The following is a 16,479-nucleotide window of genomic DNA, read 5'->3' on the forward strand; positions in this document are numbered from 1 at the left end:
ACTGCAAAGGTGCGAATTATTTTGGAAACGGCAAAAAATATTTCCAGAATATTTTTTTCGTTTTCTTCCTGGCTCGCGATTTACCGGAAGGCGGCAAAGATACGCTTCTTTGTGCGAAACATTGAAAAAAAAGCTATTAATATTCCGGAAATGCCGGATGGACCTTAATAGGCCCGGAAGCAGACACCCAAGGCAATGCCGGGGATCATACCAGGTCGGGGTAGATGAGCTGGTCGAGATCGCTTACGCCCAGGCGCGATTCGACCGTAAAACCTTCTCCATAAGCCACACCGATGCGATGCCCGAGTTGGCTGGCCCGGTTGCGGATCTTATCGAGAAAGCCGGGATTGGAAATATAGGTTTCGGGCTGGCCCGAATCGTCGTTGAAGAATTGGGTTTTAAAGCAGCTTATGGCTTTCATCTTCTGCTCGAAGCTGCCGGAGATATCGACAATAAGATCCGGCTCAGTAAACCGGTCCTGGATATAGTGAAACACCTTTTTGGGACGCCATGGCAGCTGTGCCTCACCTTCCCAATCGGTTTCGATCTTGCGTAGTCCGCTAAAGAAGCAGGCATCTGCGATCAGGCGGCCGGCACGCCCGTGGTCCGGGTGTCGGTCGGCCAGCGCGTTAGCCAGCACGATATCGGGCTGGAAGCGGCGGAGCATACGGATGATCTTAAGCTGGTGCTCCTTATTGTTCTGGAAAAAACCATCGGCCATCTGCAGATTGGTCCTCATCGAGAGCCCCAGCACCCCGGCCGATGCGGCTGCTTCTTCGTACCGGCTCTCAACGGAGCCCCTGGAACCAAGCTCTCCCTCGGTAAGGTCCAGTATCCCGGCCTTTTGTCCTTTTTGTATATGGTTGATCAGGGTGCCGGTACAGCCCAGTTCTACGTCGTCGGGGTGGGCACCTATAGCGAGTATATGCAGTTTCATGCGCGTTGAAGATGCTCCCGCTTTAACAGCGCGGAAGACGGGCGCAAAATTAAGGGCTTAAATGGATATAAACAGACTAGATGGCTATGGCGCATTGGCCAGCCGCTTCTGCTGCAGCAGGTATTGGTACTGGTAATAGTTTTTGGATTCTATTTCCTGTACGATCATCTCGATGTCTTTGTCCTTACCATAGGGATCGTACTGGGCTTTGAGATCATTGTCGAAGAAGAATGCCGCGGTCTGGTAAATACGGGCATTCAGCCCTCCTTTAATTTCTTTGATCACGCTATAGCAATCCCGTCCCGTCTGCCGGTTGATCAGCTTAACCAGGATCTGGCCCTGGGTCATTGAAAGATTTTTCAGCTCATCCTTAAAGCGGCTGCTCATCTCCTTCTCAACGGTCTTGAGGTATTGCTTGCGGTCTTTCCGCTTGGTCCTTACAGCTACTTCCTTATCCACTTTATTGAGCACAAACGCAGCGGTTACCGCATAGGGATATACTTTATACACATTGTAGCGGAGCCGGCGTATCTCCTCGCGTCGTTTAGGGTCGGTAAACGTACTGGTGATCTCTACTTCATCAATAAAAAGCATGGGGTAGACCTGGTTGTCCACCTGTATCCCGCCGAGCAGAATGGTGTCATTGACGCCCTTTTGGGCGCCTGACCTGAATACGGGCACCAGGATCGCGATCAGGAAAAAACAGGCTTTCAACAATCGGTTCATGTCGTTGGGGACATTCAAAATATAAAGTTCTGACTAATTTATGAGAATGCGAAATTTTGGACCAGGAGCATGCCAGCGGGTTTAACCAGTAAAGATTAGCGGTAAATTATTTCCGGTTCTGCTGAAAAAATAGTTCTTTAGCAGTCAAATTTCACAGCATAATGGTTTATAATTTAAGCGTGCGGCACTCGCTTCTGTCACAATGGATGAGCGAGATAAGGGATATGGAGATACAGAAGGACCGGATGCGGTTCCGCCGTAATATGGAACGCATCGGCGAAGTGGCTGCATATGAATTGAGCCGGCACCTTCCTTTCACCGAAAGGCTGGTGCAAACACCCATGGGCGAGTCGATGGTGAATGTCATGAATGGTCAACCCGTACTCACCACTATTTTAAGGGCAGGTGTGCCCTTGTACCAGGGTCTGCAGAATTATTTTGACCAGGCCGACTCTGCTTTTATCGCCGCTTATCGCAAGCACCATCGCGATGGCAGCTTTGAGATCGAACAGCATTATATTACCTGCCCTGCGCTGGAAGGTCGCGTGCTCATCATTGCCGACCCTATGCTGGCTACCGGCGCTTCGCTTATACTCGCCCTGGAGACGCTGATGGGCTATGGCAAACCAGCTCACATTCATATTGTTACGGCAATTGCCTGTAGCGAAGGCATCGAAAATGTGCTGCGCCGCTTCCCCGACTGCGATATTTGGGCCGGTGATATTGACGATGAGCTGACCGCTAAGGGCTATATTGTGCCTGGTTTGGGCGATGCCGGCGACCTGGCTTTCGGAAGCAAGCAGCAAGGGTGACTTTCTGCGGAACATAAGCATGTAGGCTTTAAGCTCCGGTTGCAAATGCCTGAATTTCCGGGTGTTTTCGTACTAATAAAAAGCGAAAATGCCCAACACAAAATTTTTTTTCGCTGTCTATTGTATAATATCTTCCTTTGTGCTATTTTGTGCACAATTGACAAGAAAAATTGGTCATCCCCGATAAATAAAAATCATGAAGAAAGTATTACTAAGCGCGTTGGCTCTGGCAGGTATTTCTTTGGGTGTGGAGGCGCAGGATGTGCATTTCACCCAATACTTCACGTCACCGCTGACATTGAATCCTGCGCAGACGGGACTTACTCAAAATGACTGGCGCGCATCGGCAAACTTTCGGACCCAGTGGTACACGGTATCTGATAATCCTTACATGAGCGGAACGGTGGCTTTCGATATTCCCACGCTGCGCGGTAAGCTTCCCGAAGGCGACGCCCTCGGTATCGGTGTGCTGGGCTTATACGACCGGTCGGGTACCGGTGGCCTTCAGAATACGACCGTCGGACTGTCGGTTGCTTACCACAAAGCATTTGGTATGGACAAGCAACATACCTTATCATTGGGCGTACAGGGATACCTGGTGCAAAAAAGTATCCAGTTTGATAAGCTTATTTTCGGCGATCAGTTCGATCCCAATATGCCCGAAGGCTACCTGAAGGGAACATCTGCCGAAAGCTTCGGTAATGCCGACCTCACTTATCCCGATTTTAACGCCGGTATCATGTACTCGGGCCGCGTAGCAGAGAAAGCAACACTGTACGGTGGCTTTGCTTACTACCATTTTACCCGTCCCGAAGAGAAATTCCTGCAAAGCGGTAGCGCCGTGAAGATCAACTCACGCTATTCTGCCCACCTTGGCGGTTCTTTCGAGATGAACGAGAATACGGTGATGTACCTGAGCGCGATGTACCAGAAACAGGGACCTGCTTCTGAATTCCTGCTGGGTGGTGCGGTTGGCTTTGTAATGAATCCCGGCCATGACGAGTTTACCCGCAATACGGTCTTCTATCTGGGCGCCTGGTACCGCTATGGCGATGCTATCGCTCCTTATGTGGGCTTTGAGTGGTCCCGCATGAAGATCGGCTTCAGCTACGATGTGACCTTGTCCAGTGCGCAGAACATGACCAGCGGCCAGGGCGCTTATGAAGTGTCTGTAATCTACAATGGTATCATCAACAAGATCACCCGTAAAAAATACAACTTCGCTTGTCCTAAATTCTAAAAAAGAGATTTACATATACAAAGAAAAGGTTGCTTCCGGGCAGCCTTTTTTTATGCGTAAACGTAAGGATGTTGCCATTTATCGCTTAAACCTGCTTGCCGTAGCCGCAATAGGTGCAAATGATTGGATCCGTCGTTAGCTACCAGTAATATCCATTTAGCAGGAATAATGTCCTTAATGAAGTATTTCACGCCAATTGTTTGCGTCCTCGGCGGTTAGCGTTACATGGCTTTTGCCTTTGAGCCAATGCTTGCATACACGACATCGGATTTTTGTATTGTGGCTTCTAACTGGCGAAATTAGCTCAATCACCGTTACCGGGCCTGTTGAAGGGCCATCTTTATAGCCCTCCTTTCGATATGCCCAAGAACCCGGGTGTATTATGTTTCAGGTACCACTATCTGTCGGGAAGGTTACGGGCCGCTTTGTACGGCTGCCGGTCGGAATGCGGTAGAGGTCTGAACGACGGCTGAGATATATGATGTTTATAACCTTGCCCCATTTTGCTTCTACAGAGGAAGTGTGGATTTATCCCGTTTCAACTACAAGCTTTTTGTCCCCTACGGGCGGCATGCACACCTAGGTCTTAATATAGGCAAACTCCAATTCACATAAATTAGCTCTTCCCTTTTCCCCAGCTTTTCCGATTGATTCGATATGTTCACCAAGAGAAGCCTACCATATAACAAAAGCGCCCCGCATTGCGAGGCGCTTTTTATACTTTAATCAGCGGGAATTACTTCCTGTTGAATTTGCTTACGAAGCGTTTGCCATCAGCAGAAACTTCAACCATGTACATACCAGTGTTCAGGTTAGATACATTGATAGAGAATTTGTGCTCACCGGCCCTAACTTTACCCAGATCCTGAGTTTTAACAGTGCGACCAGCGATGTCAGTGATCCGTACAACGGCGTTAGCAGCGTTGTCCAGGTTGAAATCGAAGTTCAGGTTGTCCATTACAGGGTTGGGGTATACTTTCAGGGCTTCTTTAGCACCACCGCCGAATTCGATGATACCTACGCCACCGCAAAGGTCATTAGCGCCAGAGCCGAATTTAATATTGTCAACATTGTCAAGGTTATTGCCAGAGAAAGCAGCATACAGTTGATCTGCGGTAGTAGCAGCATTATATGCAGCGCCATCAAAACCAGGATCGTTAAAGAATCCGAGATCCTGATCATATCCAAAAATAGTAGCATAAGTACATACTTTGGAATCGGAAGGATACTTCACAGTCTTGTTTCCTGAAGTGAACTGGAACACGCGACCTTGGCCAACGTTGAAGTACAAAGTATCTTTCCCTCCTGCAGCGATGGTGAGGGGGGGAGTTCCGATAGACAAGAGACTCTTTGTATTAGAACCCGTAGGAGCAATACCCATGGCAGCTAAGTCCAGAATTACTGTCAATGTATCTGTCGGAGCTACAGCGTCAGTGCCATTGTTTGAAATTTCCAATTGATATTTCATGGTGTCAGTACCAACAACGAAATTGTTAAAGGTCTGGTTGTCAACGGGGTTGAGGAGCCTTATACCCAAATCGATAGCTTTGTTTTGTGCCATTGCACCTGTAGCAGCTGCTGCGATCAATCCCAGCGTCATGTAAATACGTTTCATAGTCTTCTTTTTTGTTTATAAAAATTTAATTTAGGCTTCAAATGTAGGAAAGATTTCGGATAATTTCCAACACCATTCTAATTTTTGTTTTCAGTATTAACATATGTTTCAACAGGTAATCTTTTCGCTATAGACCGGGCCAAAGTCAACTCATCAGTGTATTCCAGCTCGCCGCCAAAGGATACACCCCGGGCAATACCGGTAATCCGGACCGGGTAGGCCTGCAGTTGCCTGCTAATGTAATAGACGGTAGTATCCCCCTCTATTGTTGGGTTTAGCGCCATAATGATCTCCTCGATCCTGCCTTCATCAAGCCGTCCGATCAGGTTGGATAGTTGCAACTGGTCGGGCCCTATGCCATCCAGTGGCGATAGCAGCCCCCCCAGTACGTGGTACAAGCCGTTGAACTGTCTTGTACTTTCAATCGAGATCACATCCCTGATGTTCTCCACCACGCATATAATAGTGTGGTCACGCATAGGATTGCTGCAGATGCTGCAAAGACCGCTGTCCGATATATTATTGCATTGCGGGCAAAAGCAGATATCCGATCGCATCCGGCTTATGGTATCGCTGAAGTGGTTTACACTTTCCTTGTCTGCCTTAAGCAGGTGGAGCACCATTCTTAAAGCCGTTTTCCGGCCGATGCCCGGCAGTCGGGAAAACGCGTCAACAGCATCTTCTATCAGTCTGGAGGAAAATATCATATGGTAATTCCGAGGCGCTCGGGCCGTCCTGGCAAAGATAACGAAACCTGCCGCAAAAGCGGCGGCGGAGCCTGCTATGATCTATCTTTAAACTAATCCTCGTAATTTGGCAGCCGGATAGTAATGAAACAAAACGATATTTTGAAAAAGCCCGGCCGGAAGGTTGTATGGCGTCGCCTGCATTGCAGCACAGGAGCTTTGGTCCTATGGTTATTGATCACTTGCGCCGGCAAATTATACGCCCAGCCCGAGGTACAAAAGCCTGCCCGTATTTTATTTCTCCTGGATGCTTCGAGCAGTATGCTGAGCGACTGGAACACCACCGAGAACCGGTTTCATGCCGCATCCCGGCTGATTACCGCCATCGTGGACAGCATCCATAAGGTTAATCCCGATGTCGCTTTCGCGGTAAGGGCGTTTGGTAACCAGTACCCGGCGCAGGACAAGAACTGCTACGATACCCGTCTTGAAGTGCCGTTTGGTCTGAGCAACGAGGTTCAGATAAGGGCCCGGCTCAAATACCTGGTCCCCCGAGGCTATTCGCCCATCGCCTGGTCGCTGAAGGAGACAGCAGAAAACGACTTTACAGAGAGCAACGCTTATTCCTACAGCATCATCCTGATTACAGATGGTGGCGAAAGCTGCGGCGGCGACATCTGCGCCACGGTGACCACGTTGCTGGCCAAAAAGATCAGCTTTAAACCTTATATTCTTAGCCTGGTCGATTACGAACCGTTGCGCGAGCAATATGCTTGCCTGGGCAAGTATCTTATCGTTGCCAGGGAAAAGGATATAGTACCGGCGATTAATACCATCATCAACGATAACCGGAAAATACTCACGATCAAGACCGGCGGCCTGAAGCGGACCGTTACTGCTGCCGAGGCGCCCAAAGGAGAGCCCATTACCCGCCGGTCGCTGCCACCTGTATCGGCCAGCCCTGTCGTACCCGTACAGCCGGCTCCTGTAGCTCCGGCTAAAAAAGAAGAGCCTGTCGTAATTGTTAAAAAAGAAGAGCCGGTGAAAACACCGGAACCCATAGTCGCCCGCCCCGCCCCGGTAACGATCGACCGTATTCCCCAGATCACCCGGCCTGGTCGCCTGGGCTTGCTGTTTACCTTACCGGGAGAAGAGCGTATGGTGAAAGTGCCGCCGCTGAAGCTGACAATACGTATTGAAGAAGAAACACCCGCACCCGTGCCGGTCCGTTCTACTCCTACTCCCAGGACCAGTGCCACTGCACCGCCACGGACCACAGCTGTGCGCCCCCCGGCTGCGACCAGGAAACCGGCTCCCCCTGTGGGCGATGCCATTGAGTCCACGCCCAGGAAGGAGGAGACATTGACTTATGTGGTCAAGACGGAAGAAGCTAAAGAAAGCACTTTGCAGATCTATTTTACCAACGGACAGGGGAAAGCCTATCGTACCGAGCCCCGCATGGTGATCAGGGATAGCAAAACCGGCAGGGAGGTCAAAAATATATACCGTAATGTGACCAACGGAGAGCCGGACCCCATCAAGCTGGACCCGGGTACATATGATGTTGAGATGCCCGGCTCCCGGAGCAAGGCGAGCGGTATTGTGATCGAAGCCGGTAAGAACAAAAAGTACTATATGAGAGTAGGCGCCGGGTCGCTTTCGTTCTTTTATCCCACAGCACCTAATCGTCCGGTAAAAGAGTTCCAGGCGCGTGTGAGTAAACGGTTTGAGAATGGTCCCGTGGTCAACCAGGGTTGCGATGACGAGCTACCCTACGATCCGGATAACTACCATGTAGAGATCACGACAATGCCGCCCACCTTGTTGAATATGGACCTGGAATTCAATGTCAACAAGCGTATTCCCATTAAAGAGGAAGGTACCATGCAGATCACCAACAAGACCAATGTGGGTAAGATCCAGCTTTGGTACCAGATGGGCGACCGGACCTTTGTTCCCTTTTATGAAATGATGATTGCCGGCAGGGTCGATCTGCAAAAGCTCAACCTGCAGCCGGGCAACTATCAGGTGCGTTATTACAAAGGCGGGGGGGGGCCTATGGCCAAAGCGGAAGTAAAGCTGTTCAGCATCAAAAGCAACACCACCACGAAACTTGAACTGGAATTATAGAAACCTATGCGACTGATCTCCTTTCTTTACTTTCTGCTGCTGGTCTATATTATAGCTGCTATTGTTTTCTGGGGGCTCAGTCTCAACAGGCAAAGCGCTTTGATCGTCAGCAACGAGGTTGATGTGTTGCATACACATATCGACAGTGTGGCGCGGCCACAGGAATACCAGAAGGCATTAAAGGGCATCAGGGAAAGGGAAAATACGCGTAAGCGGCAATACCTGGGCGAAGGTGCTACCTTTCTGGCTATTATCCTCATCGGCGCCGGCGTTGTCTATTCCTCGATCCGCAGCAATCACTTATTGTCCCGGCAGCAATCCAATTTTATTCTTTCTGTTACCCATGAGCTCAAATCGCCCATCGCGGCGGTAAAACTGAATCTGCAGACCATGGCACGCAGAAAGCTGGATGAGGACACCCAGCAACAACTCATTGGCAGAAGTATACAGGAGGCGAACCGTCTGGACGATCTGTGCAATAATCTTTTGCTGGCCTCACAGATCGAAAGCCGTCATTTCACACCTGCGGAGGAGCGTATCAATCTTTCCGGTATCGCTGCCGAATGTATCCAGGCCTACGAACATCGCGGACGCAATAGCTACAAGATCAAGCTGGAAGAAGATTGTTTTATACAGGGCGACCGCCTGCTGTGGAAGCTTGCCATCAACAACCTGCTGGAGAATGCCGTCAAATATTCGCCCGCAGGCAGCACCGTCACATTGGAGCTGGCACGACAGGACGATGATCTTATCCTGAGCGTCGCCGATGAAGGTTGCGGCATCAGCGATGAAGAAAAGCGGAAGATCTTCCGTAAATTTTACCGTGTGGGCAATGAGAACTCCCGCAAAACGAAAGGTACAGGCCTGGGCCTGTACCTCACTTCCAAGATCATTCAGCAGGATAAGGGCGCTATCCTGGTAAGGGACAATCATCCTGCCGGCTCGGTGTTTGAGATCACCGTGCCCAGGGCTTAAAGTACCGTTTGCTTCACCTGCTCGAGTATATCCAGCGCTTCTTCCCTGCTGTTGCCTTCGGCGTAGATGCGCAGCACGGGCTCCGTTCCCGAGGCCCTCAGCATGATCCAGCCGCCGTTGTCGAGATGATATTTGATGCCGTCGATGGTTTCGATGCGATCCACTTTATAGCTGCCGAAGGCTTTGTATACACCCTCGCCGGCTTCTTTCATAATGCGTAGCTTCTGCTCTTCCGTCAGATGCAGGTCATTTCTTTCGTAAGCAAAACGGCCGGTTACCGCATATACTTCTTCGCACAGCTGTTTCAGCGTTTTCCCGGTCTCCATCATATACTCATAGATGATAAGCCCATCAAAGATACCATCGCGTTCGGGTATATGTCCCTTAATCGCGATACCGCCACTCTCTTCGCCACCCAGCAGCACATCGCTTTCGATCATCTTCTCGCTAATGTATTTGAAACCGATAGGCGTTACTTCCACTTCGAGGCCATAAGCGGCGCACATCTTTTTCACGCGGTCGGTAACCGAGAAGGCAATCACTACTTTGCCGCCGAGACCTTTATATTGGTGCAGATACTGGATCAGCAGCAGTATAATATGATGGGCATCAACAAAGTGGCCATCCTCATCATAAAGTCCTATACGGTCGGCATCGCCATCGGTGGCGAGGCCAACTTTCAGCTCAGGCGTGCGGGCCATGGTTTCCGACAGCTCGCCCAGGTTTTTATGGATCGGCTCGGGTGGGGTGCCTTTAAAAGAAGGATTATAATCGCAATGCAATAATACGGCAGAGGGCAGCGTACGGCGAATCACGTTCTGGCCGGCGCCGTACATGGCATCATAAGCCAGCTTGTAGGGTGCATTGTCCAGCTTGCCGAGATCGAATTTGGTATGCAGGTAATCGAGGTACATTTGCTCGAGATCTACATATTGCAGCATGCCCTTGGCCTCCCATTCTTCCAGCGATGTTTGCGGAACGGTTACGGCGTCGGGTATCAGGGCTTCTACGGCGGCGATATCTTTGGGGCTGGTAGGGCCGCCATGGGGGCCTTTCAGCTTATAGCCATTATAGTCGGGAGGGTTGTGCGATGCGGTGATCACCACGCCTTGCTGCGCGCCGAGGGTCTTAACACCCAGGGATACCATAGGGGTGCTCACAAAACCCTTTGCCAGGGATACTTTAATGCCATTGGCACACAATACGCCGGCTGCCGTAGCGGCGAAAAGCGCGCCGCCGAAACGGCAATCATGCCCTATGACCACATGTGCCTCATTGCCCGATTGCCGGAGCCAATGAGCCAGACCTTGCGATACCCTTGCAACATTGTATACCGTAAAGTCTTTGGCGATGATCGCTCTCCAGCCATCGGTACCGAATTTGATTATGTCCATGGTTATGCTTTAGAAAAGATTTTGAACAGGTTCTTGAAAAATAACGATGCAAAGAAAAGGAAAAAAGCCAGACGGGAAGGTCTTGTCCGGCAAAGCTATGTGGCGCTAACGTTAAAAAAAGGCGATGGTTGAAGGATAGGGCAAAAAAAAGTCCGGCTCGGGGCCGGACTTAGCATAGCTTAAGGTTGGTATCTATATACTCGACTATCGTACTACTACGACATTGACTGCATTCATACCCTTACGACCTTGTTGCAGCTCAAATTCAACCTGGTCATTTTCCTTAATTTCATCAATGACACCGGTAGCATGAACGAAAACATCTTCTTTGCTGGCGGTGCTCTTAATAAAACCAAAGCCTTTTTCTGAGTTGAAGAACTTTACTGTTCCCTGGAATTTTTCTTTTTCCACTGTAAAAAAATTTAATGAATAAATATGGATATCAAAGATATAGATTTATCGATCAAAAAGTGCAGCCTCTTTGTAAAAAAATATGCGAATTTAACTTTCTGATAATAGGTGATTTACAGCTTAAAAACCAGGTTTTTACCTGTTGCGGACCGCTTTCTCAGCATAAATGCTTGTCTTCTTAAGGTAAAGTATGGATATTCTATTCATAAAGAAAGCTTTATGTTTTTCTCGGTTTCTTTTTTGCCGCCGGGAACAAAACATTATTGAGGATAAGCCGGTAGCCCGGCGAGGTGGGGTGTAGCGAAAGGTCGGTATGGGGATCATCGATCATATGCTGGTAATCTTCAGGGTCGTGGCCGCCATAGAAAGTAAAGGTCCCTTTGCCGTATTCGCCGTGGATATAGCGCGCTTCATTCTCCGGTTTGTATTCTCCCAGGACCAGCACATTGCTTTTGAGTACTTCTTTATGAAAAGCAGTCGTTTGTCCCATAAAGCCTTTTATGGTAGTCGTGTGATTTTGGCAAAGCATGGTGGGGACAGGGTCAAACTTAGCCGAAAAAGTGAACAAGGTAAAGTAATCGACTCTCTGGTCAACCCTGCGGGTACCTGGTGGCGGGGGGCCATTGTCGATATCGGAATACTCATAGTCCATAACGTTGGTATTGAGCCTGAAATCCTTAAAAGCAAAGCAGGCGCCGAAATTCAGCTTCTGCTGGGCCTGGGGATCGGCCGGATCGCCGTCAAACGGCACATCGCAGATATCGACACCCTCTGCTGCCAGCGCGATGTCGTAGCTATCGGTGGCGCTGCACATAGCAAACAGATAGCCGCCCCCCGCTACGAAACCCTGTATTTTTTTGGCCACCGCCAGCTTCAGCTGGGATACTTTCCTGAAGCCGTGCTTGGCGGCCATAGCCTCCTGCAATTTTACATCTTCCTCATACCACTTAGCACCGTGGTATTGCGACCAGAACTTGCCGTACTGGCCGGTAAAGTCCTCGTGGTGCAGGTGCAGCCAGTCATATTCGTGCAGCTTATCATCGAGCAGCTCGTCATCATAAACCTTATCGTAGGGGATTTCGGCGTATTCGAGGGCCATAGTTACCGCATCATCCCAGGGCAGCTTGCTTTTGGGGGTGTATACGGCTATTTTGGGCGCCTTTTCCAGCTTGATCACATCGCCGTTGAAGTCGGGGTCGGCAATTTTTTGCAGGATGCCGTCGTACTGGGCGTCGGCCATGACGGTATAGTCGACTCCACGCAACTTACAGGTCTTCTCTATCTCGGCATTCTGGTCCATGGCGAAGGCTCCGCCGTCGTAATTCAGCAGCCAGTCTACCGGCATACCGGCTTTAAGGGCCAGGAAGGCAATGCCGTAAGCTTTGAGATGATTGCCCTGGTTGTCGGCGCTCATAGGAATATAGACCTTACCTGCGATGCAGGGTGTGCAGGCCGCAGCAAGCGAAAGCAGCAGGATCAGGAGTTTCTTGTGCATACCTGCAAGATAACGATTGCGCCCGAAAATAATTGTTGCCGGGCTGTTATACGGGAAGCTATCCCATTATGCGGGCCTTTATCCTTATTTTTGCCTCATTCATGAAACAAGATCTCGTCAAGCAATTGCTGATCGCGCTCGGCGCAGCCATACTCTTCATACCCTTCCTGGGACATGTTCACCTTTTCGATTGGGATGAGGTGAACTTTGCCGAATGCGCCAGGGAAATGCTGGTAACCAAAAATTACATGCGGGTACAGGTCGACTTTCAACCCTTTTGGGAGAAGCCGCCCCTGTTTATCTGGATGCAGGCGGCCTGCATGTCGGTCTTCGGCGTCAATGAGTTTGCCGCACGTTTTCCCAATGCGGTCGTGGGTATCGTAACGCTGTGCACCTTGTTCTATGTGGGCAAAAAGATAGTGAGCGAGCGCATGGCCTGGTGGTGGGTCGCTATTTATACAACGAGCTGGCTGCCTGCTTTTTACTTCAAAACGGCTATTATCGATCCTACTTTCAACCTGTTTATATTCCTCTCCTTTTACCAGGTATACCTTATGCGCTACGGACAGCGCGGCTTGCTGCATGCCTTGCTGGGCGGCATCTTTATGGGCCTGGCGATCATGACCAAGGGGCCGGTCGCAGTGCTGGTACCCGGCCTCAGCCTCGGCATTTACGTTATCCTCAACAAAGGTTTATGGGGCTATAAATGGTATTCTTTCCTGGTGCTGGCCCTGGCTTGCTTCGTTACCGCTTTCCTGTGGTTTGGCGTCGATATGATACAGAACGGGCTATGGTTCACCCGCGAATTCCTCAAGTACCAGGTGCGGCTGTTCATGACCGAAGATGCCGGGCATGGCGGTCCCATTTACTATCACGTTGTCGTGCTGCTTATCGGTTGTTTTCCTGCTTCTGCCTTGCTGTTCCAGTCGGGGAAACGTTCTGCGGCTACGGTAGTCCGTAAGGAAGAGAAAGACTTTATCCGGTGGATGTGGATCATGTTCTGGGTAGTGCTGGTCCTGTTCTCCATTGTGCAATCCAAGATCGTGCATTATTCGTCGCTTTGCTATTTCCCGCTTACCTTCCTGGCGGCGATACAACTTAGCCGGCTGGACGAGCGGAAGATCAATCTGAAAAAGATCGTTACCATTTTCCTGGCAGCGATAGGGATTCTTATTGCGGTAGCGATCACCCTGCTGCCCGTAGTTGGTATCCATAAAGAAAAGCTGATACCCCTGTTCGACGATCCCTTTGCTGTGGCCAACCTGCAGGCGGCCGTTCCCTGGAGCTATGCTGAATGTCTTTTTGGCCTGCTATACCTCGCGGGCATCATCGTGGCGCTCATCCTGGCCCGTCGTTCGTTCCAGAAAGGCATGCTGCTCTTGCTGGGGCTTCAGCTCGTCATTATACAGGTGACCATGACCCATTTTGTGCCCAAGATCGAAGCTTATTCTCAAAAAGCGGCGGTTGATTACTACAAGAGCTTTGCAGGCAAGGATGTTTACCTGCAGACTCTGGATTTTGCCAGCTACGGTTATCTCTTCTATTCGGCCAAGCAACCATCGACCAATCCGGAGTATTATAAGGACAAAAGAGGCTGGATGCTGAACGGGAAAGTAGACAAACCCTGTTATTTTATCGCCAAGATCACTTCTGCGGCCGAATATGACAAGCATCCCAACCTGATGCGAATTGGCGAACGCAACGGCTATGTTTTTTATAAAAGAAAACAATAGCGGTATTGCTGTGCGCCCGTTAACCACATATAAATGTCATTTTTTATTACCTAATTTTTGTATTTTGCACCACCCTAAAAAATCCGGTTCTTTCATTCTTTATTAATCATCCCATAAATGAAGCGTTTATTATTATTGCTTTCGTTCCTGTTCGCCGGAATGCCTTTGTTTGCCCAGAAGTCGGTAGATGAGGTGGTGAAGTGGACCTATGACATTAAAAAGACCGGTGACAGTACTTTCGATGCCGTAGTAACAGCAAAAATAATAGACGGGTGGCACATCTATACCGCGACTCCCGGTGGCGATGGCTCCGGATCGGAAGTGCCTACGAAAGTTACGTTTGCCAGGAATCCCAATATCCGCCTCGCAGGAAAGCTGCAAACCGATGGTAAGCCCATCAACGAGGAGATCAAGGAGCTGGGCTATTCGATCCAGTATTATGAAAAGAAGGTTGTCTATACCCAGAAGATTGTCGCTTCGGCCAATACGACGCTCAACGGTACGGTTTCCTTCATGACCTGCAAAGATTTTTGCCTGCCGCCCGCCACTAAAAAATTCCAGCTGAAGATAGAAGGTCTCGCGACCACTGCTGCTGTAATCCCGGATACAGCCACCGCAGCAGATACGCCCGTAGATGCGGGCACGAAAGAAACCCTGCTCACAAAGCAGGATAAGAAGGATACTACTGCAACAACCGGTAGCGGAACGCAAAGCGGCGCTGCCTCGGGCGGCGAGCTGTCGCTGTGGGCCATATTCCTCACGGGTCTTGGCGCTGGCTTCGCGGCATTTGTTACACCCTGCATCTATGCGATGCTGCCCATTACTGTGAGCTTCTTTACCAAGCGCAGCAAGAACCGCGCTACCGGTATCCGGAACGCCCTTTTCTATTCCTTTTCCATCATCGGTATTTTCTCTCTTATTGGTGTGCTCATCAGCCTCTTCTTCAAGGAGAATACGATGTACCTGATCTCTACCAGCATTTGGTTCAATTTCTTTGTATTCGCTGTGTTTGTCGTGTTTGGCATCTCGTTGCTTGGCGCTTTCGAGATCACCCTGCCGGCATCCTGGAGCACCAAGCTCGATACCAAAGCCAATTCCAACAGCTTTGGCGGTATCTTCTTTATGGCCTTGGTGCTGGTTGTGGTTTCTTTCAGCTGCACTTCTGCTTTCATCAGTTGGCTTATCGTTCAGATCGTGCAGGCGCATAACCGTATCGGCGGCCTCATCGGATTTATGGGCTTTGGTATAGCCATTGCACTGCCTTTCGCGATTTTCGCTTTTTTCCCGGGCCTGCTCAACAATATCGCCAAATCGGGTGGCTGGCTCAACAGCGTAAAGGTGACCATGGGCTTTATCGAGCTGGCGATGGCGATGAAGTTTTTATCCAATATCGATCTTCAATACCACTGGCACCTGCTTGATTTCGAAGTATACCTTAGTATCTGGATCGTTTTATCGCTGCTACTGGGGATGTACCTGCTGGGCAAGCTCAAGTTTTCGCACGACGATGATCTACCCAAGAATATGTTTGGTCAACCCTACCTTACCGTTACGCGCCTGTTCTTTGCCATTGCGGCCCTGGCCTTTACGGTATATATGATCCCGGGTCTCTGGGGCGCGCCGTTGTCGGGCATCAGCGGTTGGTTGCCCGAACGAAAGACACTCGAGTTTAACCTGCACGATGATATCATTAGTCTCAAACGGGGGCAGGTGTCGGGCAGCAGCAAAAGCTTATCTGAAGTATCGCCCGTTAAGTATACGGAAAACCTGAAATCGGAGCTGCCCGGTGTAGATGCATTCTTCGATTATGAGGAGGCTCTGGCTGCGTCAAAGAAAACCGGGAAACCCATCCTGCTCGATTTTACGGGCCATAGCTGTGTAAACTGTCGCAAAATGGAGCGCGCGGTACTATCCAAACCGGAAGTATTGCGTGAGCTAAGCGAAGACTTTATTGTAGCCAGTCTTTATTGCGATGACAAAGCCTCGCTTTCTGAGAAGGAAGCCTATAAATCGAAAGATGGTAACACCATCACCACGCTTGGTGATCGTAATGTAGACCTGGAGGTGAATACCTACGGAGAAGTGGGCCAGCCGTTCTATATCTTTGTCGATAGCGATGGGAAGGTGCTGAAAAAAGCCGGCGGCTATGTGCCGGATGTGCAACGTTTTCTCGATATCATGAAGGAAGTAAAGAGTGCTTACAAAAAGAAATAATCTCTGCATACCTGGCGCCAGCCAGCTTTAATATAAAAGAGCGCGCAGCCTTCGAAGGCTGCGCGCTCTTTTATCCGGGATAGTATATCACTTAGGGGAGCATATTTTTAC

The 16,479-nt window shown here is 49.8% G+C and carries 13 protein-coding genes; 6 read left to right on the top strand and 7 right to left on the bottom strand.

Annotation, left to right across the window (positions count from 1 at the left end):
• Positions 1-205: 205 nt before the first annotated feature.
• Complete coding sequence (gene bshB1 / locus DZK30_RS12665) at positions 206-937, bottom strand: bacillithiol biosynthesis deacetylase BshB1 (RefSeq protein ID WP_118974487.1); 732 nt, start codon at positions 935-937, stop codon at positions 206-208.
• Between the two features lie 84 nt (positions 938-1,021).
• Positions 1,022-1,663 (bottom strand): DUF4294 domain-containing protein, encoded by a 642-nt coding sequence (locus DZK30_RS12670; protein ID WP_118974488.1) that lies wholly within the window; start codon positions 1,661-1,663, stop codon positions 1,022-1,024.
• Between the two features lie 161 nt (positions 1,664-1,824).
• Between DZK30_RS12670 and upp the strand changes: the two genes are divergently transcribed.
• Positions 1,825-2,475, top strand: coding sequence for a uracil phosphoribosyltransferase (gene upp, locus DZK30_RS12675; protein WP_118974489.1), 651 nt, complete (start codon positions 1,825-1,827; stop codon positions 2,473-2,475).
• Positions 2,476-2,671: 196 nt separating this feature from the next.
• A complete protein-coding gene (locus DZK30_RS12680; RefSeq protein WP_118974490.1) occupies positions 2,672-3,715 on the top strand; it encodes a PorP/SprF family type IX secretion system membrane protein in 1,044 nt (347 codons plus the stop codon).
• Positions 3,716-4,451: 736 nt separating this feature from the next.
• Here DZK30_RS12680 and DZK30_RS12685 read toward each other — a convergent pair.
• Both DZK30_RS12685 and recR read right to left on the bottom strand, forming a co-directional pair.
• Positions 4,452-5,330, bottom strand: a complete 879-nt coding sequence (locus DZK30_RS12685) for a T9SS type A sorting domain-containing protein (protein ID WP_118974491.1) — start codon at positions 5,328-5,330, stop codon at positions 4,452-4,454.
• 77 nt (positions 5,331-5,407) lie between these two features.
• Positions 5,408-6,037 carry a recombination mediator RecR gene (gene recR / locus DZK30_RS12690; protein WP_118974492.1) on the bottom strand — a complete coding sequence of 210 codons (630 nt, stop codon included), beginning with the start codon at positions 6,035-6,037 and terminating at the stop codon, positions 5,408-5,410.
• Between the two features lie 141 nt (positions 6,038-6,178).
• Here recR and DZK30_RS12695 point away from each other — a divergent pair, with 141 nt between their 5' ends.
• Positions 6,179-8,146, top strand: coding sequence for a vWA domain-containing protein (locus DZK30_RS12695; RefSeq protein ID WP_162903055.1), 1,968 nt, complete (start codon positions 6,179-6,181; stop codon positions 8,144-8,146).
• A 6-nt stretch (positions 8,147-8,152) separates the two neighbouring features.
• A complete protein-coding gene (locus DZK30_RS12700; protein WP_118974494.1) occupies positions 8,153-9,121 on the top strand; it encodes a sensor histidine kinase in 969 nt (322 codons plus the stop codon).
• Here DZK30_RS12700 and DZK30_RS12705 read toward each other — a convergent pair.
• The 3 genes from DZK30_RS12705 to DZK30_RS12715 form a co-directional block, all read right to left on the bottom strand.
• Entirely contained in the window at positions 9,118-10,515 is a 1,398-nt protein-coding gene (locus tag DZK30_RS12705) for a phosphoglucomutase/phosphomannomutase family protein (protein ID WP_118974495.1), read from the bottom strand. The genes DZK30_RS12700 and DZK30_RS12705 overlap by 4 nt on opposite strands.
• Before the next feature lie 204 nt (positions 10,516-10,719).
• Positions 10,720-10,926: a cold-shock protein gene (locus DZK30_RS12710; RefSeq protein WP_118974496.1), complete on the bottom strand. Its 207-nt coding sequence runs from the start codon at positions 10,924-10,926 to the stop codon at positions 10,720-10,722.
• Positions 10,927-11,143: 217 nt separating this feature from the next.
• The gene (locus DZK30_RS12715; RefSeq protein ID WP_205529428.1) at positions 11,144-12,421 is read right to left on the bottom strand and encodes a hypothetical protein; all 1,278 of its coding nucleotides are present in this window, start codon (positions 12,419-12,421) and stop codon (positions 11,144-11,146) included.
• 101 nt (positions 12,422-12,522) lie between these two features.
• On the opposite strand from DZK30_RS12715, the gene DZK30_RS12720 reads away from it, so the two are divergent.
• Both DZK30_RS12720 and DZK30_RS12725 read left to right on the top strand, forming a co-directional pair.
• Positions 12,523-14,154 carry an ArnT family glycosyltransferase gene (locus DZK30_RS12720; RefSeq protein WP_118974704.1) on the top strand — a complete coding sequence of 544 codons (1,632 nt, stop codon included), beginning with the start codon at positions 12,523-12,525 and terminating at the stop codon, positions 14,152-14,154.
• A gap of 117 nt (positions 14,155-14,271) precedes the next feature.
• Entirely contained in the window at positions 14,272-16,368 is a 2,097-nt protein-coding gene (locus tag DZK30_RS12725; protein WP_118974497.1) for a protein-disulfide reductase DsbD family protein, read from the top strand.
• Positions 16,369-16,479: the final 111 nt, after the last annotated feature.

Source organism: Taibaiella koreensis, assembly GCF_003545715.1.
In the GTDB taxonomy this organism is placed as follows: Bacteria; Bacteroidota; Bacteroidia; order Chitinophagales; family Chitinophagaceae; genus Taibaiella; species Taibaiella koreensis.